The following is a 17,757-nucleotide window of genomic DNA, read 5'->3' on the forward strand; positions in this document are numbered from 1 at the left end:
CACCGGATCCCGGTGCTCCGCTCCGGATGGCGGTAGCACCCGTCGAACCCGGGCGGGGAGAAGTCGGGGCCGGCCGGGCTGGAGCTCACTCGGTGACGTCGACGGAGGTCATGACGACCTCGTCCACCGGACGGTCGCCGCGCGCCGTCCGGACCTTGCCGATGGCGTCGACGACGTCGCGGCCGGCCTGGTCGGCCACCTCGCCGAAGATCGTGTGCCGGCGGTTCAGGTGCGGCGTCGGGCCGAGGGTGATGAAGAACTGGGAGCCGTTGGTGCCGGGACCGGCGTTCGCCATCGCCAGCAGGTAGGGCTTGCTGAAGGCGAGCTCGGGGTGGAACTCGTCGGCGAAGGTGTAGCCCGGGCCACCGGTGCCGGTGCCTAGCGGGTCGCCGCCCTGGATCATGAAGCCGTCGATGATGCGGTGGAAGACGACGCCGTCGTAGAACTTGCCGGTGGTCGGCTTGCCGGTCTTCGGGTCGGCGTACTCCTTCGTGCCGGTGGCGAGCCCCACGAAGTTGGCGACGGTCTTCGGGGCGTGGTCACCGAAGAGGTTGATCGTGATGTCACCGTGGTTGGTGTGGAGGATGGCGGTCTGGGCCACGTCGGGGCACCTCTCTGCTGGTTCGTCGTGCTCGTCAGGTGGCAGGCGGCGCAGGACGCGCCGTCCGCCGGGCGGTCGGTGCCCGCAGGCGCCGACGCCGGACCATCCTCCCAGACGCGCCAAGCCGGGCGCACCTTCCAGGGCCGGGGAGCGGCGGGCGGGGGCCCCGCACGCGACGCCCGACGACCGCTGAGCGGTACGGTGGCCAGACAAGGGGCAGCCGTCGCAGTCCCGCCCCCGACTCGTGTTCGCCGAGTCGCCAACCGCCTCGTCACCCCACGGAGGAAACGTGAAGCGCAAGACACGCGTCGACGCCGCCCCGAGCAGGCTCCCGGTCGCTGAGCTCGCCCAGTCCGCCGGCGACAGGATCGTCCCGCTGGCCCAGGGAGCAGCCGCCAGGGCCGTCCCGTTCGCCCAGGGCGCAGCCGCCAAGGCTGTACCGCTGGCCCACACCGCGGCAGAGCGCGTCGCCCCGCTGGCCAACCAGGCGGTCTCGTTCGCCGCCCCCTACGCCCAGCAGGCGGTGGACGCCGTCACCCCCTACGCCCAGCAGGCCGCCGACGCGGTGTCGCCCTACGCGCACACGGTCGCCGACAAGGTCGGCCCCTACGCGGAACGGCTCGCGCCGCTGGCCGCCGGTGGCGCCCTGGCTGCCCACGAGGCCGCCGAGCGGATCGGGCCGGCCGTCGAGGCCGTCAAGGAGAAGGTGTCCGACGAGCTGCTGCCGCGGGTCTCGACGGCCCTGACCGCCGCAGCTGCCTCGCCGATCGCGGTGGAGGCGAGCCGACGTGGCCGGGCGGCCTACGCCGCCGCCCGCGGTGAGCTCAGCCTGCCCGAGGTCGAGGAGAAGAAGGGTGGCAGCTGGGTCAAGCGGCTCGCCGTCGTCGCCGCCGTGGCCGGGGTCGTGGCCCTGGTGGCTCGCCGCTTCCTCGGCGGCAGCAAGGACTCGGGCTGGCAGGCCGCGCGCCCGTCGGCCCCGTACGTCCCCGCAGCGCCCGCACCGACGCCGGCCCCCACCAGCACCGCCGACGCCGACGCCGCCGCTGTCGCCACGGAGGACCTGGCTTCGGTCGAGGTCACCGACGTCGACGAGTCGGGCGACCTGGCGGCCGAGACCACACCCGACGTGGCCACCGAGAGCACCGAGGTGACCGAGGACGCCGCTTCGGACGACACGGTCCTGGCCGACCCCGAGCCGACGCCCGAGATCAGCGAGACCCCCTCGCCGTACGGACCGGGCTCCTACATCGGCACTGAGCCGCCGGAGGGCTTCTCCATCAAGGGCAACGAGAACTCGATGAAGTTCCACCTGCCCGGCGGTCGGGGCTACAACCAGACCATCGCGGAGGTCTGGTTCGACAGCGAAGAAGCCGCGGAGAGCGCTGGCTTCGTCCGCGCGCAGCACTGACACCCGCACGCTCTGAGCGCTGCCCTCGCCGGTTTTCGGCGGGGGCAGCGCTTTCTGTCCCAACTGGTGAGATTCTGGGCTTCGCTCGTTAACATCCGACCCCTTCGCCGGGCCCTCCCTTCATAGAGGACCACGACGAAGGGAAGACCATGACCACCGCGACCTGGGTCGACGCCGGACCGTTCCGGACCCACCTGCAGCACCTGATGACCACCGGCGACCTCACCGCGACGGAGGTGGCGGCGCTCGCCGGCATCTCTCCCCGGGCCACCGACTCCCTGCTGGTCGGCCGACACGGCCGACCGGTGCGGCGAATCAGCCACGCCACGGCCAGGGCCCTCTACGACGTCCGGCCGCAGCACGCCGAAGGGTTGCGCAGCCGCCACGTCCCTGCGGCCGAGTCGCAGCGCCGGCTGCTCCGGCTGCTCGCCGCGGGGGCGACGGTGGCCGAGCTGGCCGAACGACTGGGAACGGTTCCCGACACCGTGGCCGACCTGGTGGACGGCTCGCTGCTCTGGTGTCCCGCCCTCCTCGCCCTACGTCTGGTGACGCTCGTCCGGGTTCAGCCGCCGGCCGTCATCTGCTCGGGCGCGCCGCAGCCCGCCGCGGCGCAGCGGGCGGCGTGAGCGCGAGGGAGCTGAGGGTCCCTGGTGTCGTGGTGTCGACACTCCTGGGCGCCCAGGCACCTCGGCACCGCGTCACTAGGATCTCGGCGTGACGCCGTCGCCGCTGCTGCTGCTCAGCCTGGCCGTGGTGCTGACGGGCCTGGTGAGCGCGGCGCTGGTACGCCCCGTGCTCCGCTGGCTGCCGGAGCCGGAGGAACCGCCGACCGACGGTCCGAAGACCGCCTACGCGAGCCTCGCGCGGCACCGGTTCGTCCTCGGCTGCGGGCTCTGCTCGGCCCTGGCGGCCGCGGTCGCCTGGACCACCCTGCCGGTCGAGGTGCAGCCGTTGTGGTCGGTGCTCTCGGTCGGCGGGGTGCTGCTGGCGGCGATCGACGCCGGCACGACCTGGCTGCCGCTGCCCCTAGTGCGGCTGGTGTGGGCCGCGATGGCCGCCGCAGCCCTGGCCGGAGCCGCTCTGGCCGGCAGCTGGCCCATGTTGCTCCGGGCCACGGTCGGAGCGGGTGTGGCCGGAGGGATGTACTTCGTGGTCTGGTGGGTCTCCCGCGGCGGGTTCGGCTTCGGCGACGTCCGGTTCGCGCCGCTGTTGGGGGCGGCCTCGGCGGCCGAGAGCAGCCAGCTGTTGCTCGGGGCTCTGGTCGCCGGCTCCCTGGTCGGAGGGCTGCAGGGCCTCGTCCGGCTGGTCGCCCGTCGTCGCGGCGGCTTCCCCTACGCACCGGCCATGCTGGGCGGCAGCTACCTGGCGGCCCTGGCGCAGTCGCTGCTGCGGTGAGCGGTCACGCCGGTACGCGCCGCCGGGTGCACAGGCTCACGAGGCGGTGACGGCGGCCTGGCGGAGTACGTAGAGCAGAGCGCGGCCGTACGCGTCGGCCGCGTCGGCCTCCGGGCTGGTGTGGAAAGCCCGGCCCGGTCCGCTGACCGTGACCTCGTAGCCGGCGGCCGAGGCATCCAGGGACAGGAACCAGGAGCCGAGCAGGTCGCGCAGCTGGTCCTCGCGCGGCAGCCACACCACGGCGTCGGACTCGACCGAGTCCAGCGCCCATTCCACGGTGCCGTTGAAGTGGAAGCGGGTCTCGTCGTAGGCCGTGACCAGCTCGACGACCATGTCGCTGAGGGTGAAGACCGACTCCGAGATCTCCGGCCGCGGGATGAAGAACTGGTCGCCGTTGGCCGGGGTCCAGGTCAGCAGCGAAGCCAGCTCGGTGGCGAGGTCGCGTGAGATCACCCCAGAAGTATGGCCGCCCACCCCAGACCGGGCGGTAGCCGTCGACGTGGTCGTCCTTGTCGCCCCGGCTACGCTCGCGACGTGAGCGCTGCCCCGCGGCCAGGCTGGTACCCGGACCCGGCGGGTACCTCCGAGCTGTACCGGTGGTGGGACGGCGCCGGTTGGACGGACGCGATCAGCGAGTCCCCCCGTGCCCCGAGCCCGCGGACCTCGCTGCCGGCCGAAGCCGGTGACGAGCTCGCGCGGCGGCGTCCATCCCGTTTCCGGGCCGTGGTCGCGCTGGTGCTCTGCCTGGCGCTGTTCCTCAGCGCCACGGTCGGGGTGGGTCTGATCATCTGGCACGACCCGCCGATGGTGAAGCGCGGCAGCCGCCAACCGGCGTCGACGCCCGCCACGCCTGCCGCCAGCCTACCGACCGGTCTGCCGGACTCGGGCTCGCTGGACGAGAAGACCCGCGAGGCCCGGATCGGGGCCGCCACCATGCGGCTGCCGGAGGCGCCGTACGGGCTGATGTCGCGGCCGATGACGGTCGCCGGACTGCTCGACGTCTTCTTCATCGCCGACGCGCCGGTCCACCCCGCCTACGACGGGTCGGACAGCTGGTCGTCCGCCGTGCTGCTCGGAAGGCTCGCCGGACCGGGAGCGGAGTCGGACCTGCGGACGCGCGCCGACGAGACCCTGCAGGGCCTGAGCCGAACCTTCTACCGCAGCCGAGCGACCCGGCTCGACCACGTGGTGGTCGCCGACCACGCCGTCGACGGCCACCCGGGCCTGCAGGTCACAGCCCGGGTGCACTACGACATCGAACGGCTGCCGAGCCGCTACGACGAGCTGACGGCGGTGCTCGTCGGCCTGGACGACGGGTCGGTCGTCGCCGCGGTGAGCTCGGTGCCGAACGACGCGGACTCCGCCGTCACCACCTGCGCGGCGGCGTCACTGCGAACGCTGGCGATCGGCTGAGCCGGCCTCCGAACGCGACCTCGCCGAGGCCTTCGTCGGGCTAGGAGGCGCGGGCAGCCTGCGTCGCGGCGACCCAGCGGGCCAGGGTGTCCTTCGCGGCACCGGACGTGACCGAATCCTCCGCCCGGACGAGCTGGGTCGCGAGCTGGTCGGCCAGCCGGTCCGGCTCGGGGCCCGCCTCGGCCACCAGGGTGGCGGCGGCGTTGAGCAGCACGATGTCGCGGACCGGGCCGGGCGCCCCGTCCAGCAGGTCCCCGACGACGGCGGCGTTGTGCGCGGCGTCCCCGCCCACCAGGTCGGCCGCGGTCGCCCGGGCCAGTCCGAGGTCGAGCGGCTCCAGCGTGGTCCGGGTCACCGAGCCGCCGGCGTGGACCCAGACGTCGGAGGCCGTCGTGGTGGTCAGCTCGTCCAGCCCGTCGCCGCCGTGCACCACCAGGCCCTGGTGGCCGCGGGCCGCGAAGACGCCCGCCATCAGCTCGGCCATCCGGGCGTCGGCGACCCCCACCGCCTGGGCGCGGGGCTGAGCCGGGTTGGCCAGCGGCCCGAGGAAGTTGAAGGTCGTCGGGATGCCGAGCTCGCGCCGCACGGCCGAGGCGTGACGCAGACCGGCGTGGTAGTGGGGAGCGAAGAGGAAGGCGATGCCCGCCGCGTCGACGACCTGCTGCTGAGCCGTCGGCGCCAGGTCCAGGACGACACCGAGCGCCTCGAGCACATCGGCCGAGCCGCAGGCCGAGGAGGCCGCACGGTTGCCGTGCTTGACCACCCGCGCCCCGGCGCCGGCCGCGACGATGGCGGCCATCGTCGAGATGTTGACGGTGTTCGCGCGGTCCCCGCCCGAGCCGACCACGTCGACGGCCGAGCCGGTGATCTGGATCGGGGTGGCGAAGGCGAGCATGGCGTCGGCGAGGCCCGCCATCTCCTCGACGGTCTCGCCCTTGCTGCGCAGCGCGACGGCGAAGGCCGCCAGCTGGGCCTGCGTCGTGCCGCCGCCGAGGATCTGCTCCATCGCCCAGGACATCTGGTCGTGGGTGAGGTCGCGACGCTGCACCAGTGCGCCGAGCAGCTCAGACCACGTCACGGCGCGCTCAGGCTCGGGCGGTGCTGGCGTCGGACCCGCGCAGCAGGCGGGCGACGACGTCGGGGAGCCGCATCGGGTCCACCGGGTGCGCGAGTACGCCGTCGGCACGCGACCAGGTGGCCAGCCACGCGTCATCCCGGCGGGCGGTCAGCACCAGCACCGGCGGGCAGTCGAAGATCTCGTCCTTGAGCTGGCGGCACAGACCCATCCCGCCCGGCACCGCCTCGCCGTCGAGGATCGCGAGGTCGATCCCGCCCGCGTCCATCGCGCTGAGCACCGCCGGCTGGGTGGCGACCTCGAGCACCTTGACGGGCGGCAGGTCCTGGGCCACCCTGCGGCCCAGCGCCAGCCGCACGTTCTCCCGGGTCAGCCGGTCCGAGGCGTACAGCAGGATCACCGCGGCCGCCTCCGGGGCGTCTGAGGGCGGGGTGGTCGCTGCGCTGCTCATCTGAGAATCGTCTCCACATCACTGGTCGGCCGGGTCGAGCCTAGGGCATGTCCCCCTCGCCCCGAGGACCGCTTGACGCCTCTGCGCGCGCCCCTAGGTGACCCATTTCCATCCTGAGGCAATAATGAGCGCGTGGCCTCACATTCGCACGCCGTCTCCGGCTCGATGACCAAGCCGGAGAGCTCTCTGCACCCGCTCCCGCAGTCCCGTCTCCGGGGCCGTCCGGGCCGTCCCGACATGGTCGCCGTGGGCACCATCGTCTGGCTCGCCTCGGAGCTGATGTTCTTCGCGGCACTGTTCGCGGCCTACTTCACGATCCGCAACGTGACCAACGCCCAGGCCGCGGGCGGCGGCTTCGAGAGCCTGTGGCATCAGCGGACCGAGCTCCTCAACGTGCACTTCGCGATCATCAACACCAGCGTGCTGGTCGCGAGCTCCTTCACCTGCCAGATGGGCGTCTTCGCCGCCGAGCGCGGCCAGGTCTCGCGTGCCGGCTCCCTGCTGGCCATCAAGAGCTGGGGGCTGCGCGAGTGGTACGTGCTCACGTTCGTGATGGGCGCCTTCTTCATCGGCGGCCAGACCTATGAGTACGCGTCGCTGATCCACGAAGCGTCCATGACCCTCTCCAGCGACGTCTACGGCTCGGTCTTCTACCTGGCCACCGGTTTCCACGGGCTGCACGTCACCGGCGGTCTGATCGCCTTCGTGCTGCTGCTCGGCCGTACCTTCCTCGCCCGCACCTTCACCCACGAGCAGGCGGTGAGTGCCATCGTGGTCTCCTACTACTGGCACTTCGTCGACGTGGTCTGGATCGCGCTCTTCGGTGTGATCTACCTCCTGAAATAAGCCGGGCTCCGGCTCGTCCGGGCGCATCCGCCTCCCGGGTCACAACCGAATACCTGTCAGCCCGCTCAGCAAGACCACGAGCAGATCCGAGAGGCACCTTCCGTGCGATTCCTGTCCTCAAGACGACGACACCCGGCAGCGAAGGCCTTGCTGCTGGTGCTCGGGCTGTTCGTCATGGGTGCCCTCTACACCGTCCTGGCGCCTGCGACGCAGGTCTCGGCCGACACCACCACCAGCCAGCAGGTGGCTGAGGGCAAGGCGCTGTTCGCCGTCGGCTGCGCGTCGTGCCACGGCCTGAACGGCGAGGGCCAGGTCGGTGCCGGCAGCGGCGTCGAAACCGGTGGCGACACCACCACCGAGATCCAGGGCCCCTCGCTCGTCGGCGTCGGCGCTGCGGCGGTCGACTTCCAGGTCTCCTCCGGGCGGATGCCGCTGGCCAAGCCCGAGGCGCAAGCCCCGGTCAAGCCGAACCGCTACACCCCGGAGGAGGTCGCGGCCCTCGAGGCCTACGTCGCCTCCCTCGGCCCCGGCCCAGACGTCCCGGCCCCCGCCGACTACGACCCGTCCGGCGTCAGCGCCGAGGACGTCGCGCGCGGCGGCGAGCTCTTCCGGACCAACTGCTCGGCCTGCCACAACTTCGAGGGCGCCGGCGGCGCGCTGCCCGGCGGCAAGTACGCACCCTCGCTCTACGGCGTCCCTGACCGCCGGATCTATGAGGCCATGATCACCGGCCCGCAGCAGATGCCGGTCTTCTCCGACGGCGTGGTCCGCCCCGAGGACAAGCGGGCGATCATCGCCTACCTCAACACCCTGCACAGCCAGCCGAACGAGGGCGGACTCAACCTGGGCGGGCTCGGCCCGGTCTCGGAGGGCCTGTGGGCCTGGATCCTCGGCCTGGGCACCCTGATGGGTATCGCCGTCTGGATCGCAGCCAAGGGAGCAAAGGCAAAATGACCGACCTCAGCCACCGCGACGGCAACCGCGTCGACCCCGAGGCCCAGCACGCGGCCGAGCTCGACACGGTGCGGGACCCGCGCTACCCCGTGCCCGACCCGGGCATGGAGGAGCACCTCCCCCGGTTGACCGACGTCGACGAGAAGGCGAACGACCGGGCAACCCGTCAGGTCGCGACGATGTTCGGCATCGTGCCCGTTCTCGCCATCGGCTTCGTCGTCATCTACTTCGCGGTGCCGACCTCGCTGTTCGTGCACTTCGGCTTCATCGACGCCAACGCCAAGAACCTCGGACTCGGCATCACGGCGGGCATGTCGCTGCTGCTGATCGGCGTCGGTGCGGTGCAGTGGGGCCGGCAGCTGATGGACGACCACGAGATGGTCGACCACCGGCACGGCGCGGCCTCCACCGAGGAGGACGTGACGTACGTGCTCCGCGAGCTCGAGGCGGGGACCGACGAGTCCCAGATCCGCCGCCGCAAGATCCTCGGCTACAGCCTGGTCGGAGCCCTGGGTGCGCTGGCGCTGCCGCTGATCGTCAGCTTCGCCGACCTCGGCCCGAAGCCGACCAAGCGGCTCCGGGCGGCGACCATCGGCACCACGATCTGGAAAGAGGGCATCCGCCTCTGCCACGACGTCACCTTCGAGCCGATCAAGGCCAGCGAGATGGTCATCGGCCAGCTGGTGAACGCGCAGCCTGAGAACCTCAAGGATCTCGAAGGCACTGACGAGCTCACCCAGCGCGCGAAGGCGTCGATCATCATCGTCCGGATGGACCCGAACTCCATCAAGATCCCTGCCTCGCGTGAGTCCTGGCAGGTCGGCGGGATCCTGTGCTATTCCAAGATCTGCACGCACGTCGGCTGCCCCATCAGCCTGTGGGAGCAGCAGACGCACCACCTGCTGTGTCCCTGTCACCAGTCGACCTTTGACCTCGGCAACTCAGGTCTGGTCGTCTTCGGCCCGGCAGCTCGTTCGCTGCCGCAGCTGCCCATCACCACCGACGCCGACGGCTACCTCGTCGCCCGCAGTGGTTTCACCGTTCCGGTCGGCCCGAGCTACTTCGAGCGGAATTCCCAGCATGACTTCAAAGAAGGTGACAACTGATGGCCAAATCAGCACCGACCGTCGAGGGCGGGCAGGCTGTCGAAGGGCATGTGCCCGACAAGGAGCTCGGCCCGGTCTTCAAGGCCGCGTCCGGCCCCGCCAAGTGGGCGGACGAGCGCTTGGGCGTCGCCACCCTCAGCCGGCCGTTCATCCGCAAGGTGTTCCCCGACCACTGGTCGTTCCTGCTGGGTGAGGTCGCGCTGTACTCCTTCATCGTGCTGCTGATCACCGGGGTGTTCCTGACGATCTGGTTCAAGCCGTCGATGGGTGAGGTCGAGTACGAGGGCACCTACCAGCTGCTCCGCGGCCTGCCCATGTCGGAGGCCTACGCCTCGACGCTGAGCCTGTCCTTCGACATCCGGGGCGGCCTGCTCGTCCGCCAGATGCACCACTGGGCCGCGGCCCTGTTCCTGGCGGCGATGCTGACCCACCTGCTGCGCGTCTTCTTCACCGGCGCGTTCCGCAAGCCCCGCGAGCTCAACTGGATCCTCGGCGTCGGCCTGCTGCTGCTGGGCATCATCGAGGGCTTCGCAGGCTACTCACTTCCAGACGACCTGCTCTCGGGCACCGGCCTGCGGTTCGTCGACGGCCTGGTCCGCTCGATCCCGCTGATCGGCACCTGGGTCGAGTTCTTCGTCTTCGGTGGCGAGTTCCCGGGCAGCCTGATCGTGCCCCGGCTGTACATGGTCCACATCCTGCTCATCCCGGCGCTGATCCTCGGCCTGATCGCCGCGCACCTGGCGCTGGTCGTCTACCACAAGCACTGCCAGTTCCCCGGCCCGGGCCGCAACGAGGGCAACGTCGTCGGCTACCCGGTCTTCCCGGTCTACATGGCCAAGGCCGGTGGCTTCTTCTTCATCGTGTTCGGCGTCATCGCCCTGATGGGCGGTCTGATGCAGATCAACCCGGTCTGGGTCTTCGGTCCGTACAACCCCTCGCAGGTCACGGCGGGCTCCCAGCCCGACTGGTACATGGGCTTCGTCGAGGGCGCGATCCGGATCATGCCGAACTGGGAGTGGCACCTCGGTGGCACCACCTGGTCGTGGAACGTGGCGATTCCGGGCGTGGGTCTGCTGGGTCTGTTCTTCGTGGTGCTGGCGGCCTACCCGTTCGTCGAGGGCTGGGTGACCGGTGACAAGACCGAGCACCACATCCTCGAGCGCCCCCGCAACAACCCGACGCGCACCGCATTCGGCGTCGCGGCGATGACCTGCTACGGCATGTTCTGGATCGGCGGCGGCAACGACCTGGTGGCGACCCAGTTCCACGTGTCCCTGAACACGGTCACCTACGTCCTGCGGGTGGCGGTCTTCCTGGCTCCGGTCCTGGCCTTCCTCATCACCAAGCGGATTTGCATCGGCCTCCAGCGGGCCGACCGGGACCGGCTGCTGCACGGCGCCGAGACCGGCGTCATCGAGCGGGACCCGTCCGGCTCCTACTCCGAGCGGCACGCCCCGATCAGCACCGGCGAGGCCTACACCCTCACCCAGCACGCTCAGAACCCGGCGTTGCTGCCGGCCGCCGACACCGACGTGTCTCCGCGGAAGCTGCGGCTGGAGCAGCTGCGGCGTCGGGCGACGCGGTTCTACTTCGTCGACGACCTGCGCAAGCCGACGGCGACCGAGCTCGAGGAGGCCGCGCACCACGGCGGCCATGGGGCCACCAGCGGCGAGGACGGCGACGGCCACGAGATCAGCAACGGCAACGGGCACCACGCCATCTCCTCGGGGGTCGGACACCAGAACGCTGCCGACTAGCAGCGCCGCCAAGCCGGCACCGGACGCTCTCGATCCCCCTCGGGGATCGGGAGCGTCTTTGCGTTCCCCGACGTACGGCTGGTCGGCCGAGCTGTGCGTTCGGTCACGTCGGGACTCGACTGGCAACGATCTGGGGGCCCGACGCGTTGTGCCGGACTGGACGACGACCTGCCGCGAGGCGGTCGACCACGCCCGAGACGAACTGAGGACATGAGCACCGACCTACGACCCGCGCCCCTTCACGAGCCCGGGGCCCCTCGGCCCGCGGCCACCAAACCCAAGATCGACCTGTCGTTCACCCAAGTGGCGGGCGGCGCCCTGGCGGCGATGACCGCAGCCTTTCTCGGCTCCCGGCTCAGCGTGGCCGGAACCGTCGTCGGCGCCGCCATGGCCAGTGTCGTGGCCGCGGTGGCGAGCAACCTCTACACGGCGTCGCTGCAGACCACCCGCGAGAAGGTGCAGACAGTGTTCCGCGGCCGCACGGCCGGCTCCGGGGTGCCGGTGAGCCTCGAGCCGCGTCCCGACGCTGACCAGGCGCCGAGCCTGTCTTCGGCGGCCGGGCACGCCCCTGCTGCGGCCGTCCCCGTCCGGAGCCGCATCCAGTGGCGCAGCGTCGTCGTCGGCGCGCTGGCCGCGTTCGCTCTGGCCGTGGCCGTGCTGACCGGTCTGGAGCTGGCCAGCGGCCAGTCGCTGTCCGGGGGTCAGGGCACCACCATCAGCCAGGTGGCCGAGCAGAAGCCGGCCGCCGACCCCACGACCGACCCGACCACCGCAGCCACGGCCTCCCCCAGCGCGACCGCCTCGGAGAGCCCTGAGCCTTCCGCGAGCGCCAGCGGCAGCAGCGAGCCCAGCGCGACGCCCAGCGCGGCCGAGCCGACCTCCTCGGCCAGCGACGCTCCCTCGAGCAGCCCGACCCCCAGCGACACCGCCACCCCCAGCGCGGGTGACGGAAGCGCTGATGAGGGGTCCGGGACGGAAGCTCAGGGCTGAGTCAGCCATCCAGGACGAGATCGTGTAGCGATCTGCCGCATACTCGCGGCACATCGCTACTCGTTGTCGGCGTCGAGGGCCGCGGCGGCCCAGGCCCGGTGCACCGGTGAGCGGTCCAGCTCAGTGCCCAGATGTCGGAGCAGTACGGAGCCGGGCTCGGGCAGCGCGAACCGCACCAGGTCCTCGCCGGATGCTGCCGGCAACGGTGCCCCCAGGGCCAGCACGCTGTCCAGCACCCGCCAGGGGCCCAGCATGCCCGGCAGCCGGCGGTGCCGGGCGGGGTCCAGGTCGAGGTCCTCGACCAGGACCGGCGCTCCCGCTCGCGTGACCTCGGTCCGGCTGCGGACCCGGCCTCCCGTCTGGCCGGCCCGGCCCAGCACGAGGGTCTCGCGGATCAGCGCCCGCGCCTCGACGGCCAGGTCCAGCCTCACGGTGCGGGTCACATCGGTCCCGTCGCCCACCACGAACGGCGCCCCGCTCCAGCGCAGCCGGCCGCCCTCGCCGACGCGGACCCGGACGTCCCACCGCGCCGGTCGGCCACGGCCGTCGTAGGCCACGGTGCCGGCCACGTCGAAGAGCTCCAGCGTCGCCCCCGGGCCGACCTCGACGTCGAGCTCCACGACGTCACCGCCGAGTAGCAGCGCCGTGGTGGCGAGCAGCCCGATCCGGCAGCGGTCGACCGGGCCGTGCACCTGCTGGGGACGGAGCAGACCGCTGCGCAGCCGCGTCCGGTGTCGCGGCCCGTCGAGAGACACCGCGACCCGTGCGGGCTCGGCGGTCGCCACGGTCAATGCGTGTGGACCTCGCCCGAGGCGTGCAGATGGACGTGAGCGTCGGCGTTGGCGTGGGAGTGCGGTGCCATCGGACCGGGGTCGGTGGCGACGTGCTGGCCGGCCCGGAAGCGGTCCAGCGTCTCCAGCACCCAGGCCCGCAGCTCCGCCACCGAGGCTGGGTCGGTGCGGGACAGGGCGATCACCCGGCCGCCGTCCCGGGCGTGCTCGGCGTCGTGGACCATCTGCGCCACGTCGACGCCGACGTAGGGAGCGAGGTCGGTCTTGTTGACCACCAGCACGTCGGCGCGGGCGATCCCCGGTCCGCCCTTGCGGGCCACGTCTCCCCCGCCGGCCACATCGAGGACGAAGAACTGTGCGTCGACCAGGGCCGGGCTGAAGGTGGCCGTCAGGTTGTCACCGCCGGACTCCACCAGCACCAGGTCGACAGGGTCGAAGTCCCGCTCCAGGTCCTCCACGGCGAGCAGGTTCTGGCTGACGTCGTCGCGGATCGCGGTGTGCGGACAGGCGCCGGTCTCGACGGCCCGGATCCGCTCGGGGTCCAGCACGCCGGCCGAGCGCAGGAACCGCGCGTCCTCGTCGGTGTAGATGTCGTTCGTGATCACGGCGACACTGAGCACCTTCCCGAGCTCCCGGCAGAGCAGCGCGATCAGGGAGCTCTTCCCGGTGCCGACCGGACCGGCAACCCCCAGCCGGAGGGCTCTGGCCGGCGGGGCCGGCGCGGTGGGTGGGATGTCTGGGCTCTCAGGCACGGAACAGTCGCCTCTCGGTGTCACGGTGTCGTTGCCCCCACTGCTCGACCAGAGGGGCACTCGGGGCAGGCAGGTCGGTCGAGGAGGTCAGGGCCGACACCCGCTGCACCAGCGCCTCGACCTCCGCTGAGGCTCCGACGGCCCAGGCGACGCTCTGGCTGGGGTCGAAGGGCACCAGTTTGAGCGCGGCCGCCAGCACCGTCTGCACGTCGTCGAAGGCGACGAGTCGGGCCGTCTCCGTGGCCGAGCTGCCGGCGGCCGCCGCGGTGACGCCGACGACCACGGCCCGGCACCAGGTCCGGCGGGCGTCAGCCAGCTCGGCCAGGTCCCAGACGGTGGCGGCCATCCGGAGGTAGCTGCGGCCGAGGAGGTCGGCGGCTTCGCGCAGGGCGTCGGACACCGTCCGGGCCCGCCAGGCAGCGTCCAGCCCGACCAGAGCCGGCAGCCGGGCGCCCGGTGCACCAGCGAGCCACAGCGACCTCGCCACCACCGCCACCGCCGCCTCGACCTCGGTGACCGTGCGCAGCCGGACGGTCACGTAGTCGGGCACCTCGGCGAGCCGCATCCCGCCGCCGGTGAGCGCCGGTTCCACCCCGGCGGACTGGGTGTGCGCGCCGCTCGGCAGCCGCCCGTCCGCCAGCAGCATCGTCAGGTACGGGGCGCTCATCAGGGTCGGGACCATCAGAAGAGGTGGTAGAGCTGCGCGAGGGGCAGCACGCGGGCCGGGTCGGGGGTGATCTCGGTGCCGTCGACCTCGATCCGGTGGGTCTCGGGGTCGATCACGATCGCGGGCAGGGTGTCGTTCAGCACCATGTCGGCCTTGCCCACGTCGCGGGTCGACCGGGTGGCGACCAGCGTCCGCCGCAGGCCGAGCTCCTCGGCCAGGCCCGCCTCCAGGGCGGCCGGGGCCACGTAGCTCTGCGAGCGGTAGGAACCGCTGTCGTAGTAGAGCGCCGGTCGCATCAGCACCGGCTGGGGGGTGGGGATGGACGCGTTCGGGTCGCCGAGCGCGCCCACGACGATGCCGCCGCCCTTGATCACGAGGCTCGGCCGGACGCCGAAGAAGCGCGGCTCCCACAGCACCAGGTCGGCCAGCTTGCCGACGGCGACCGAGCCGATCTCGTGATCGACGCCGTGGCTGATGGCCGGGTTGATCGTGTACTTGGCCACGTAGCGGCGGGCGCGGAAGTTGTCCGCGGGCAACCCGCCCGCCAGCTCGCCGCGGACGTGCTTCATCACGTGCGCGACCTGCCAGGTACGGGTGATGACCTCACCGATCCGGCCCATCGCCTGGGCGTCGGAGGAGGTGATGGAGATGGCCCCCATGTCGTGCAGGTGGTCCTCGGCGGCGATCGTGCTGGCCCGGATCCGCGACTCGGCGAAGGCCAGGTCCTCGGGCACGGCCGGGTTCAGGTGGTGGCAGACCATGAGCATGTCGAGGTGCTCGGCCACGGTGTTGACGGTGTGCGGCAGCGTCGGGTTGGTCGAACCGGGAAGGACGTGCGGCAGCCCGGCGATGGTCAGGATGTCCGGCGCGTGGCCGCCGCCCGCACCTTCGACGTGGAAGGCGCAGATGCTGCGGCCGCCGATGGCCCGGACCGTGTCGGCGACGAACCCGGCCTCGTTGAGGGAGTCGGCGTGCAGGGCCACCTGCAGGCCCCACTCCTCGGCCCCCCGGAGGGCGGCGTCGATGGCCGCCGGGGTGGAGCCCCAGTCCTCGTGCACCTTGTAGCCGCCGGCGCCGGCGAGGGCCTGCTCCTCGAACGCCGGCATCGAGACGGTGTTGCCCTTACCCAGCAGCAGCAGGTTGACGGGGTAGGAGTCCAGCGCCCGGTGCGTCTGCTTGAGGTGCCAGGCCCCCGGGGTGACGGTGGTGGCCTTGGAGCCCTCGGAGGGTCCGGTGCCGCCACCGCCCAGCGTGGTCAGCCCGGCGGCCAGCGCCTCCGAGATCTGGGACGGGGACAGGAAGTGGACGTGGGAGTCGAAGCCGCCCGCGGTGAGGATCTTGCCTTCGCCGGAGATGACGTCGGTGCCGGGGCCGATCACCAGGGCCGGGTCCACGCCGTCGGCGAGGTCGGGGTTGCCGCTGCGGCCCAGGCCGGCGATCCGGCCGTCCCGGAGGCCGACGTCGGCGCGGACGATCCCCCAGTGGTCGAGGACCACCACGTTGGTGATGACCGTGTCCAACGCACCCTCGGCGGAGGTGACCAGCGACTGGTTGCCCGACTCGCGGATCGATTTCCCGCCACCGAAGACCGACTCCTCACCACCGAAGGTGAGGTCCTGCTCGATCTCGATCCAGAGGTCGGTGTCGCCCAGGCGGATCTGGTCACCGGCGGTGGGGCCGAAGATCGCCGCGTAGTCCTCGCGGCTGATCCGGCTCACCGGGCCTCCCCCACCGCAGCCTGGTCAGGGGTCTTGACCTGGATGCCGGGTACGGATCGGGCGCCCCGCAGCGCCACGACGCCCACCGTGCGCGAGACGCCGGGTTCGAAGCGGACCGACGTCCCGGCCGCGATGTCCAGCCGGAAGCCGGCCGCCGCGGCTCGGTTGAACTCCAGTCCGGCGTTGACCTCGGGTAGGTGGATGTGGGAGCCGATCTGGATCGGCCGGTCGGCGGTGTTGGTGAACGTCAGCTCGCCCCGCTCGTCCGGGCGGCGGTCCGCGTTCAGCTCCAGCTCACCGGGAGCCACCCGGATCGCTCCCGGTCCCGTGCTCGACACTCCGGCCACCTCAGGTCCTCTCCTGCTACTGGATGGGCTGGTGCAGGGTGACAAGCTTGCGCCCGTCCGGAAAGGTGGCCTCGATCTGCACGTCGGGGATCATCTCCGCGACGCCGTCCATCACCTCGGCCCGGGTGAGCACCTCGCGCCCGGACGACATCAGCTCCTCGACGCCGGCTCCCTCCCGCGCGCGTTCGATCACCCAGGTGCTCAGCAAAGCCACCGACTCGGGGTAGTTCAGCTTGACTCCGCGGGCCAGCCGGTCCCGGGCCACCATCCCGGCGACCGCCTGCAGCAGCTTCTCGGTCTCCGACGGCATCAGGTTCATGGGGGCTCCCTCCGCGCTTCGACGTGACCACCTCAGCGGGCCGGTCGATCAATTACCCCGGTGGATCAGTTGGCACCGTACCGAGCCATTGTTTCGTCGGCGTTGCGGATCCGGGGCTCGCGCCGCGGCCGCACGAACCTACCCGACGCCGTGGCCCTCGGGCACGACCTCGTCCGGCTGGGGGGCCGGCGGCGGAGTGCCGTCGCCGAAGGGACGGCCGCCCAGCTGCTCACGGTGGTGCTCGGTCAGCCAGCCGCTGAGGTCGGGGCCGACGGGTACGACCCCGGTGGGGTTGATGTCGCTGTGGACGATGTAGTAGTGCTGCTTGATCTGCACGAAGTCGGTCGTGTCTCCGAAACCGGGGGTCTGGAAGAGGTCGCGGGCGTACGCCCACAGGACGGGCATCTCCGACAGCTTCTCCCGGTTGCACTTGAAGTGGCCGTGGTAGACGGCGTCGAAGCGGGCGAGCGTCGTGAAGAGCCGGATGTCCGCCTCGGTGATGGCGTCCCCGACCAGGTAGCGCTGGCCGGCGAGCCGCTCGCTGAGCCAGTCCAGAGCGGTGAAGAGCCGGTCGTAGGCCTTCTCGTAGGACTCCTGCGAGCCGGCGAAGCCGCACCGGTAGACACCGTTGTTCACCTCGGTGAAGACCCGGTGGCTGACCTCCTCGATCTCGTCGCGGCGGGCTTCGGGGTACAGGTCGGGTGCGCCCTCGCGGTGGAACTCGGTCCACTCGGTCTCGAAGTCGACGGTGATCTGGGGAAAGTTGTTGGTGACCACGGCTCTCGTCGGGATGTCGACCACCGCCGGCACGGTGATGCCCCGCTCGTAGTCGGGAAACCTGGCGAAGTAGGCCTCCTGCAACCGCTCGTAGCCGAGCACCGGGTCCCGACCGCCCGGGTCGAGGTCGAAGGTCCAGCTGCGCGCGTCGTGGGTCGGGCCGCACATCCCCATCGAGATGGCGTCCTCGAGCCCGAGCAGCCGACGGACGATGATGGTCCGGTTCGCCCACGGACAGGCGCGGGCGACGACGAGCCGGTAGCGGCCCGCCTCGACGGGGTAGCCGTCCCGTCCGTCGCGGGTGATCCTGGTGGCGATGTAGTTGGTGTCCCGGGTGAACTCGCTGCCGGTGGTCACGTACGCACCGGTCGTGCCATGGTCCTCGCTCAT

Annotated in this window: 20 protein-coding genes; 9 read left to right on the forward strand and 11 right to left on the reverse strand. The window is 71.7% G+C overall.

Translation table 11 applies throughout. From position 1 onward, the window contains the following. Window positions 1-85 precede the first annotated feature (85 nt). Window positions 86-601 carry a peptidylprolyl isomerase gene (locus tag ACFE7W_RS02370; RefSeq protein WP_375423159.1) on the reverse strand — a complete coding sequence of 172 codons (516 nt, stop codon included), beginning with the start codon at window positions 599-601 and terminating at the stop codon, window positions 86-88. A gap of 289 nt (window positions 602-890) precedes the next feature. Between ACFE7W_RS02370 and ACFE7W_RS02375 the strand changes: the two genes are divergently transcribed. From ACFE7W_RS02375 to ACFE7W_RS02385, 3 genes are all read left to right on the forward strand, one after another. Beyond that, window positions 891-2,009, forward strand: a complete 1,119-nt coding sequence (locus ACFE7W_RS02375) for a hypothetical protein (RefSeq protein ID WP_375423160.1) — start codon at window positions 891-893, stop codon at window positions 2,007-2,009. Window positions 2,010-2,158: 149 nt separating this feature from the next. Continuing rightward, entirely contained in the window at window positions 2,159-2,635 is a 477-nt protein-coding gene (locus tag ACFE7W_RS02380) for a hypothetical protein (protein ID WP_375423161.1), read from the forward strand. Between the two features lie 88 nt (window positions 2,636-2,723). Then, window positions 2,724-3,404 (forward strand): hypothetical protein, encoded by a 681-nt coding sequence (locus ACFE7W_RS02385; protein ID WP_375423162.1) that lies wholly within the window; start codon window positions 2,724-2,726, stop codon window positions 3,402-3,404. A 36-nt stretch (window positions 3,405-3,440) separates the two neighbouring features. Here ACFE7W_RS02385 and ACFE7W_RS02390 read toward each other — a convergent pair whose 3' ends face one another. After that, complete coding sequence (locus ACFE7W_RS02390) at window positions 3,441-3,857, reverse strand: pilus assembly protein CpaE (RefSeq protein WP_375423163.1); 417 nt, start codon at window positions 3,855-3,857, stop codon at window positions 3,441-3,443. Window positions 3,858-3,938: 81 nt separating this feature from the next. Between ACFE7W_RS02390 and ACFE7W_RS02395 the strand changes: the two genes are divergently transcribed. Further along, window positions 3,939-4,817 (forward strand): DUF2510 domain-containing protein, encoded by an 879-nt coding sequence (locus ACFE7W_RS02395; RefSeq protein ID WP_375423164.1) that lies wholly within the window; start codon window positions 3,939-3,941, stop codon window positions 4,815-4,817. A 40-nt stretch (window positions 4,818-4,857) separates the two neighbouring features. Here the strand turns inward: ACFE7W_RS02395 and trpD are convergent, their stop codons facing one another. Further along, window positions 4,858-5,895: an anthranilate phosphoribosyltransferase gene (gene trpD, locus ACFE7W_RS02400; RefSeq protein ID WP_375423165.1), complete on the reverse strand. Its 1,038-nt coding sequence runs from the start codon at window positions 5,893-5,895 to the stop codon at window positions 4,858-4,860. Window positions 5,896-5,902: 7 nt separating this feature from the next. Further along, complete coding sequence (locus tag ACFE7W_RS02405; RefSeq protein WP_375423166.1) at window positions 5,903-6,343, reverse strand: response regulator; 441 nt, start codon at window positions 6,341-6,343, stop codon at window positions 5,903-5,905. A 246-nt stretch (window positions 6,344-6,589) separates the two neighbouring features. On the opposite strand from ACFE7W_RS02405, the gene ACFE7W_RS02410 reads away from it, so the two are divergent. From ACFE7W_RS02410 to ACFE7W_RS02430, 5 genes are all read left to right on the forward strand, one after another. After that, on the forward strand, window positions 6,590-7,189 hold the full coding sequence (locus tag ACFE7W_RS02410) for a heme-copper oxidase subunit III (protein WP_375423529.1): 600 nt from the start codon (window positions 6,590-6,592) through the stop codon (window positions 7,187-7,189). A gap of 102 nt (window positions 7,190-7,291) precedes the next feature. Then, window positions 7,292-8,143 (forward strand): c-type cytochrome, encoded by an 852-nt coding sequence (locus ACFE7W_RS02415; RefSeq protein ID WP_375423167.1) that lies wholly within the window; start codon window positions 7,292-7,294, stop codon window positions 8,141-8,143. A 104-nt stretch (window positions 8,144-8,247) separates the two neighbouring features. Then, window positions 8,248-9,249 carry a Rieske 2Fe-2S domain-containing protein gene (locus ACFE7W_RS02420; RefSeq protein ID WP_375423530.1) on the forward strand — a complete coding sequence of 334 codons (1,002 nt, stop codon included), beginning with the start codon at window positions 8,248-8,250 and terminating at the stop codon, window positions 9,247-9,249. Next, the gene (locus ACFE7W_RS02425) at window positions 9,249-11,006 is read left to right on the forward strand and encodes a cytochrome bc complex cytochrome b subunit (RefSeq protein WP_375423168.1); all 1,758 of its coding nucleotides are present in this window, start codon (window positions 9,249-9,251) and stop codon (window positions 11,004-11,006) included. The genes ACFE7W_RS02420 and ACFE7W_RS02425 overlap by 1 nt, the downstream gene beginning before the upstream one ends. A 210-nt stretch (window positions 11,007-11,216) precedes the next feature. Next, entirely contained in the window at window positions 11,217-11,996 is a 780-nt protein-coding gene (locus tag ACFE7W_RS02430) for a hypothetical protein (RefSeq protein ID WP_375423169.1), read from the forward strand. Window positions 11,997-12,052: 56 nt separating this feature from the next. Here the strand turns inward: ACFE7W_RS02430 and ACFE7W_RS02435 are convergent, their stop codons facing one another. From ACFE7W_RS02435 to ACFE7W_RS02465, 7 genes are all read right to left on the reverse strand, one after another. Then, window positions 12,053-12,781, reverse strand: a complete 729-nt coding sequence (locus ACFE7W_RS02435; protein ID WP_375423170.1) for an urease accessory protein UreD — start codon at window positions 12,779-12,781, stop codon at window positions 12,053-12,055. A gap of 2 nt (window positions 12,782-12,783) precedes the next feature. Next, window positions 12,784-13,539: an urease accessory protein UreG gene (gene ureG, locus ACFE7W_RS02440; protein ID WP_375423171.1), complete on the reverse strand. Its 756-nt coding sequence runs from the start codon at window positions 13,537-13,539 to the stop codon at window positions 12,784-12,786. Continuing rightward, entirely contained in the window at window positions 13,532-14,221 is a 690-nt protein-coding gene (locus tag ACFE7W_RS02445) for an urease accessory protein UreF (RefSeq protein WP_375423172.1), read from the reverse strand. Before ACFE7W_RS02445 ends, ureG begins: the two co-directional genes overlap by 8 nt. Next, window positions 14,221-15,924 (reverse strand): urease subunit alpha, encoded by a 1,704-nt coding sequence (locus ACFE7W_RS02450; RefSeq protein ID WP_375423173.1) that lies wholly within the window; start codon window positions 15,922-15,924, stop codon window positions 14,221-14,223. Before ACFE7W_RS02450 ends, ACFE7W_RS02445 begins: the two co-directional genes overlap by 1 nt. Further along, window positions 15,921-16,262, reverse strand: a complete 342-nt coding sequence (gene ureB, locus ACFE7W_RS02455; RefSeq protein WP_375423174.1) for an urease subunit beta — start codon at window positions 16,260-16,262, stop codon at window positions 15,921-15,923. Before ureB ends, ACFE7W_RS02450 begins: the two co-directional genes overlap by 4 nt. Window positions 16,263-16,287: 25 nt before the next feature. Next, window positions 16,288-16,590 (reverse strand): urease subunit gamma, encoded by a 303-nt coding sequence (locus ACFE7W_RS02460; RefSeq protein WP_375423175.1) that lies wholly within the window; start codon window positions 16,588-16,590, stop codon window positions 16,288-16,290. Between the two features lie 138 nt (window positions 16,591-16,728). Continuing rightward, the gene (locus tag ACFE7W_RS02465; RefSeq protein ID WP_375423176.1) at window positions 16,729-17,757 is read right to left on the reverse strand and encodes a glutathione S-transferase family protein; all 1,029 of its coding nucleotides are present in this window, start codon (window positions 17,755-17,757) and stop codon (window positions 16,729-16,731) included.

This window comes from uncultured Friedmanniella sp., from assembly GCF_964244285.1.
In the GTDB taxonomy this organism is placed as follows: domain Bacteria; phylum Actinomycetota; class Actinomycetes; order Propionibacteriales; family Propionibacteriaceae; genus Microlunatus.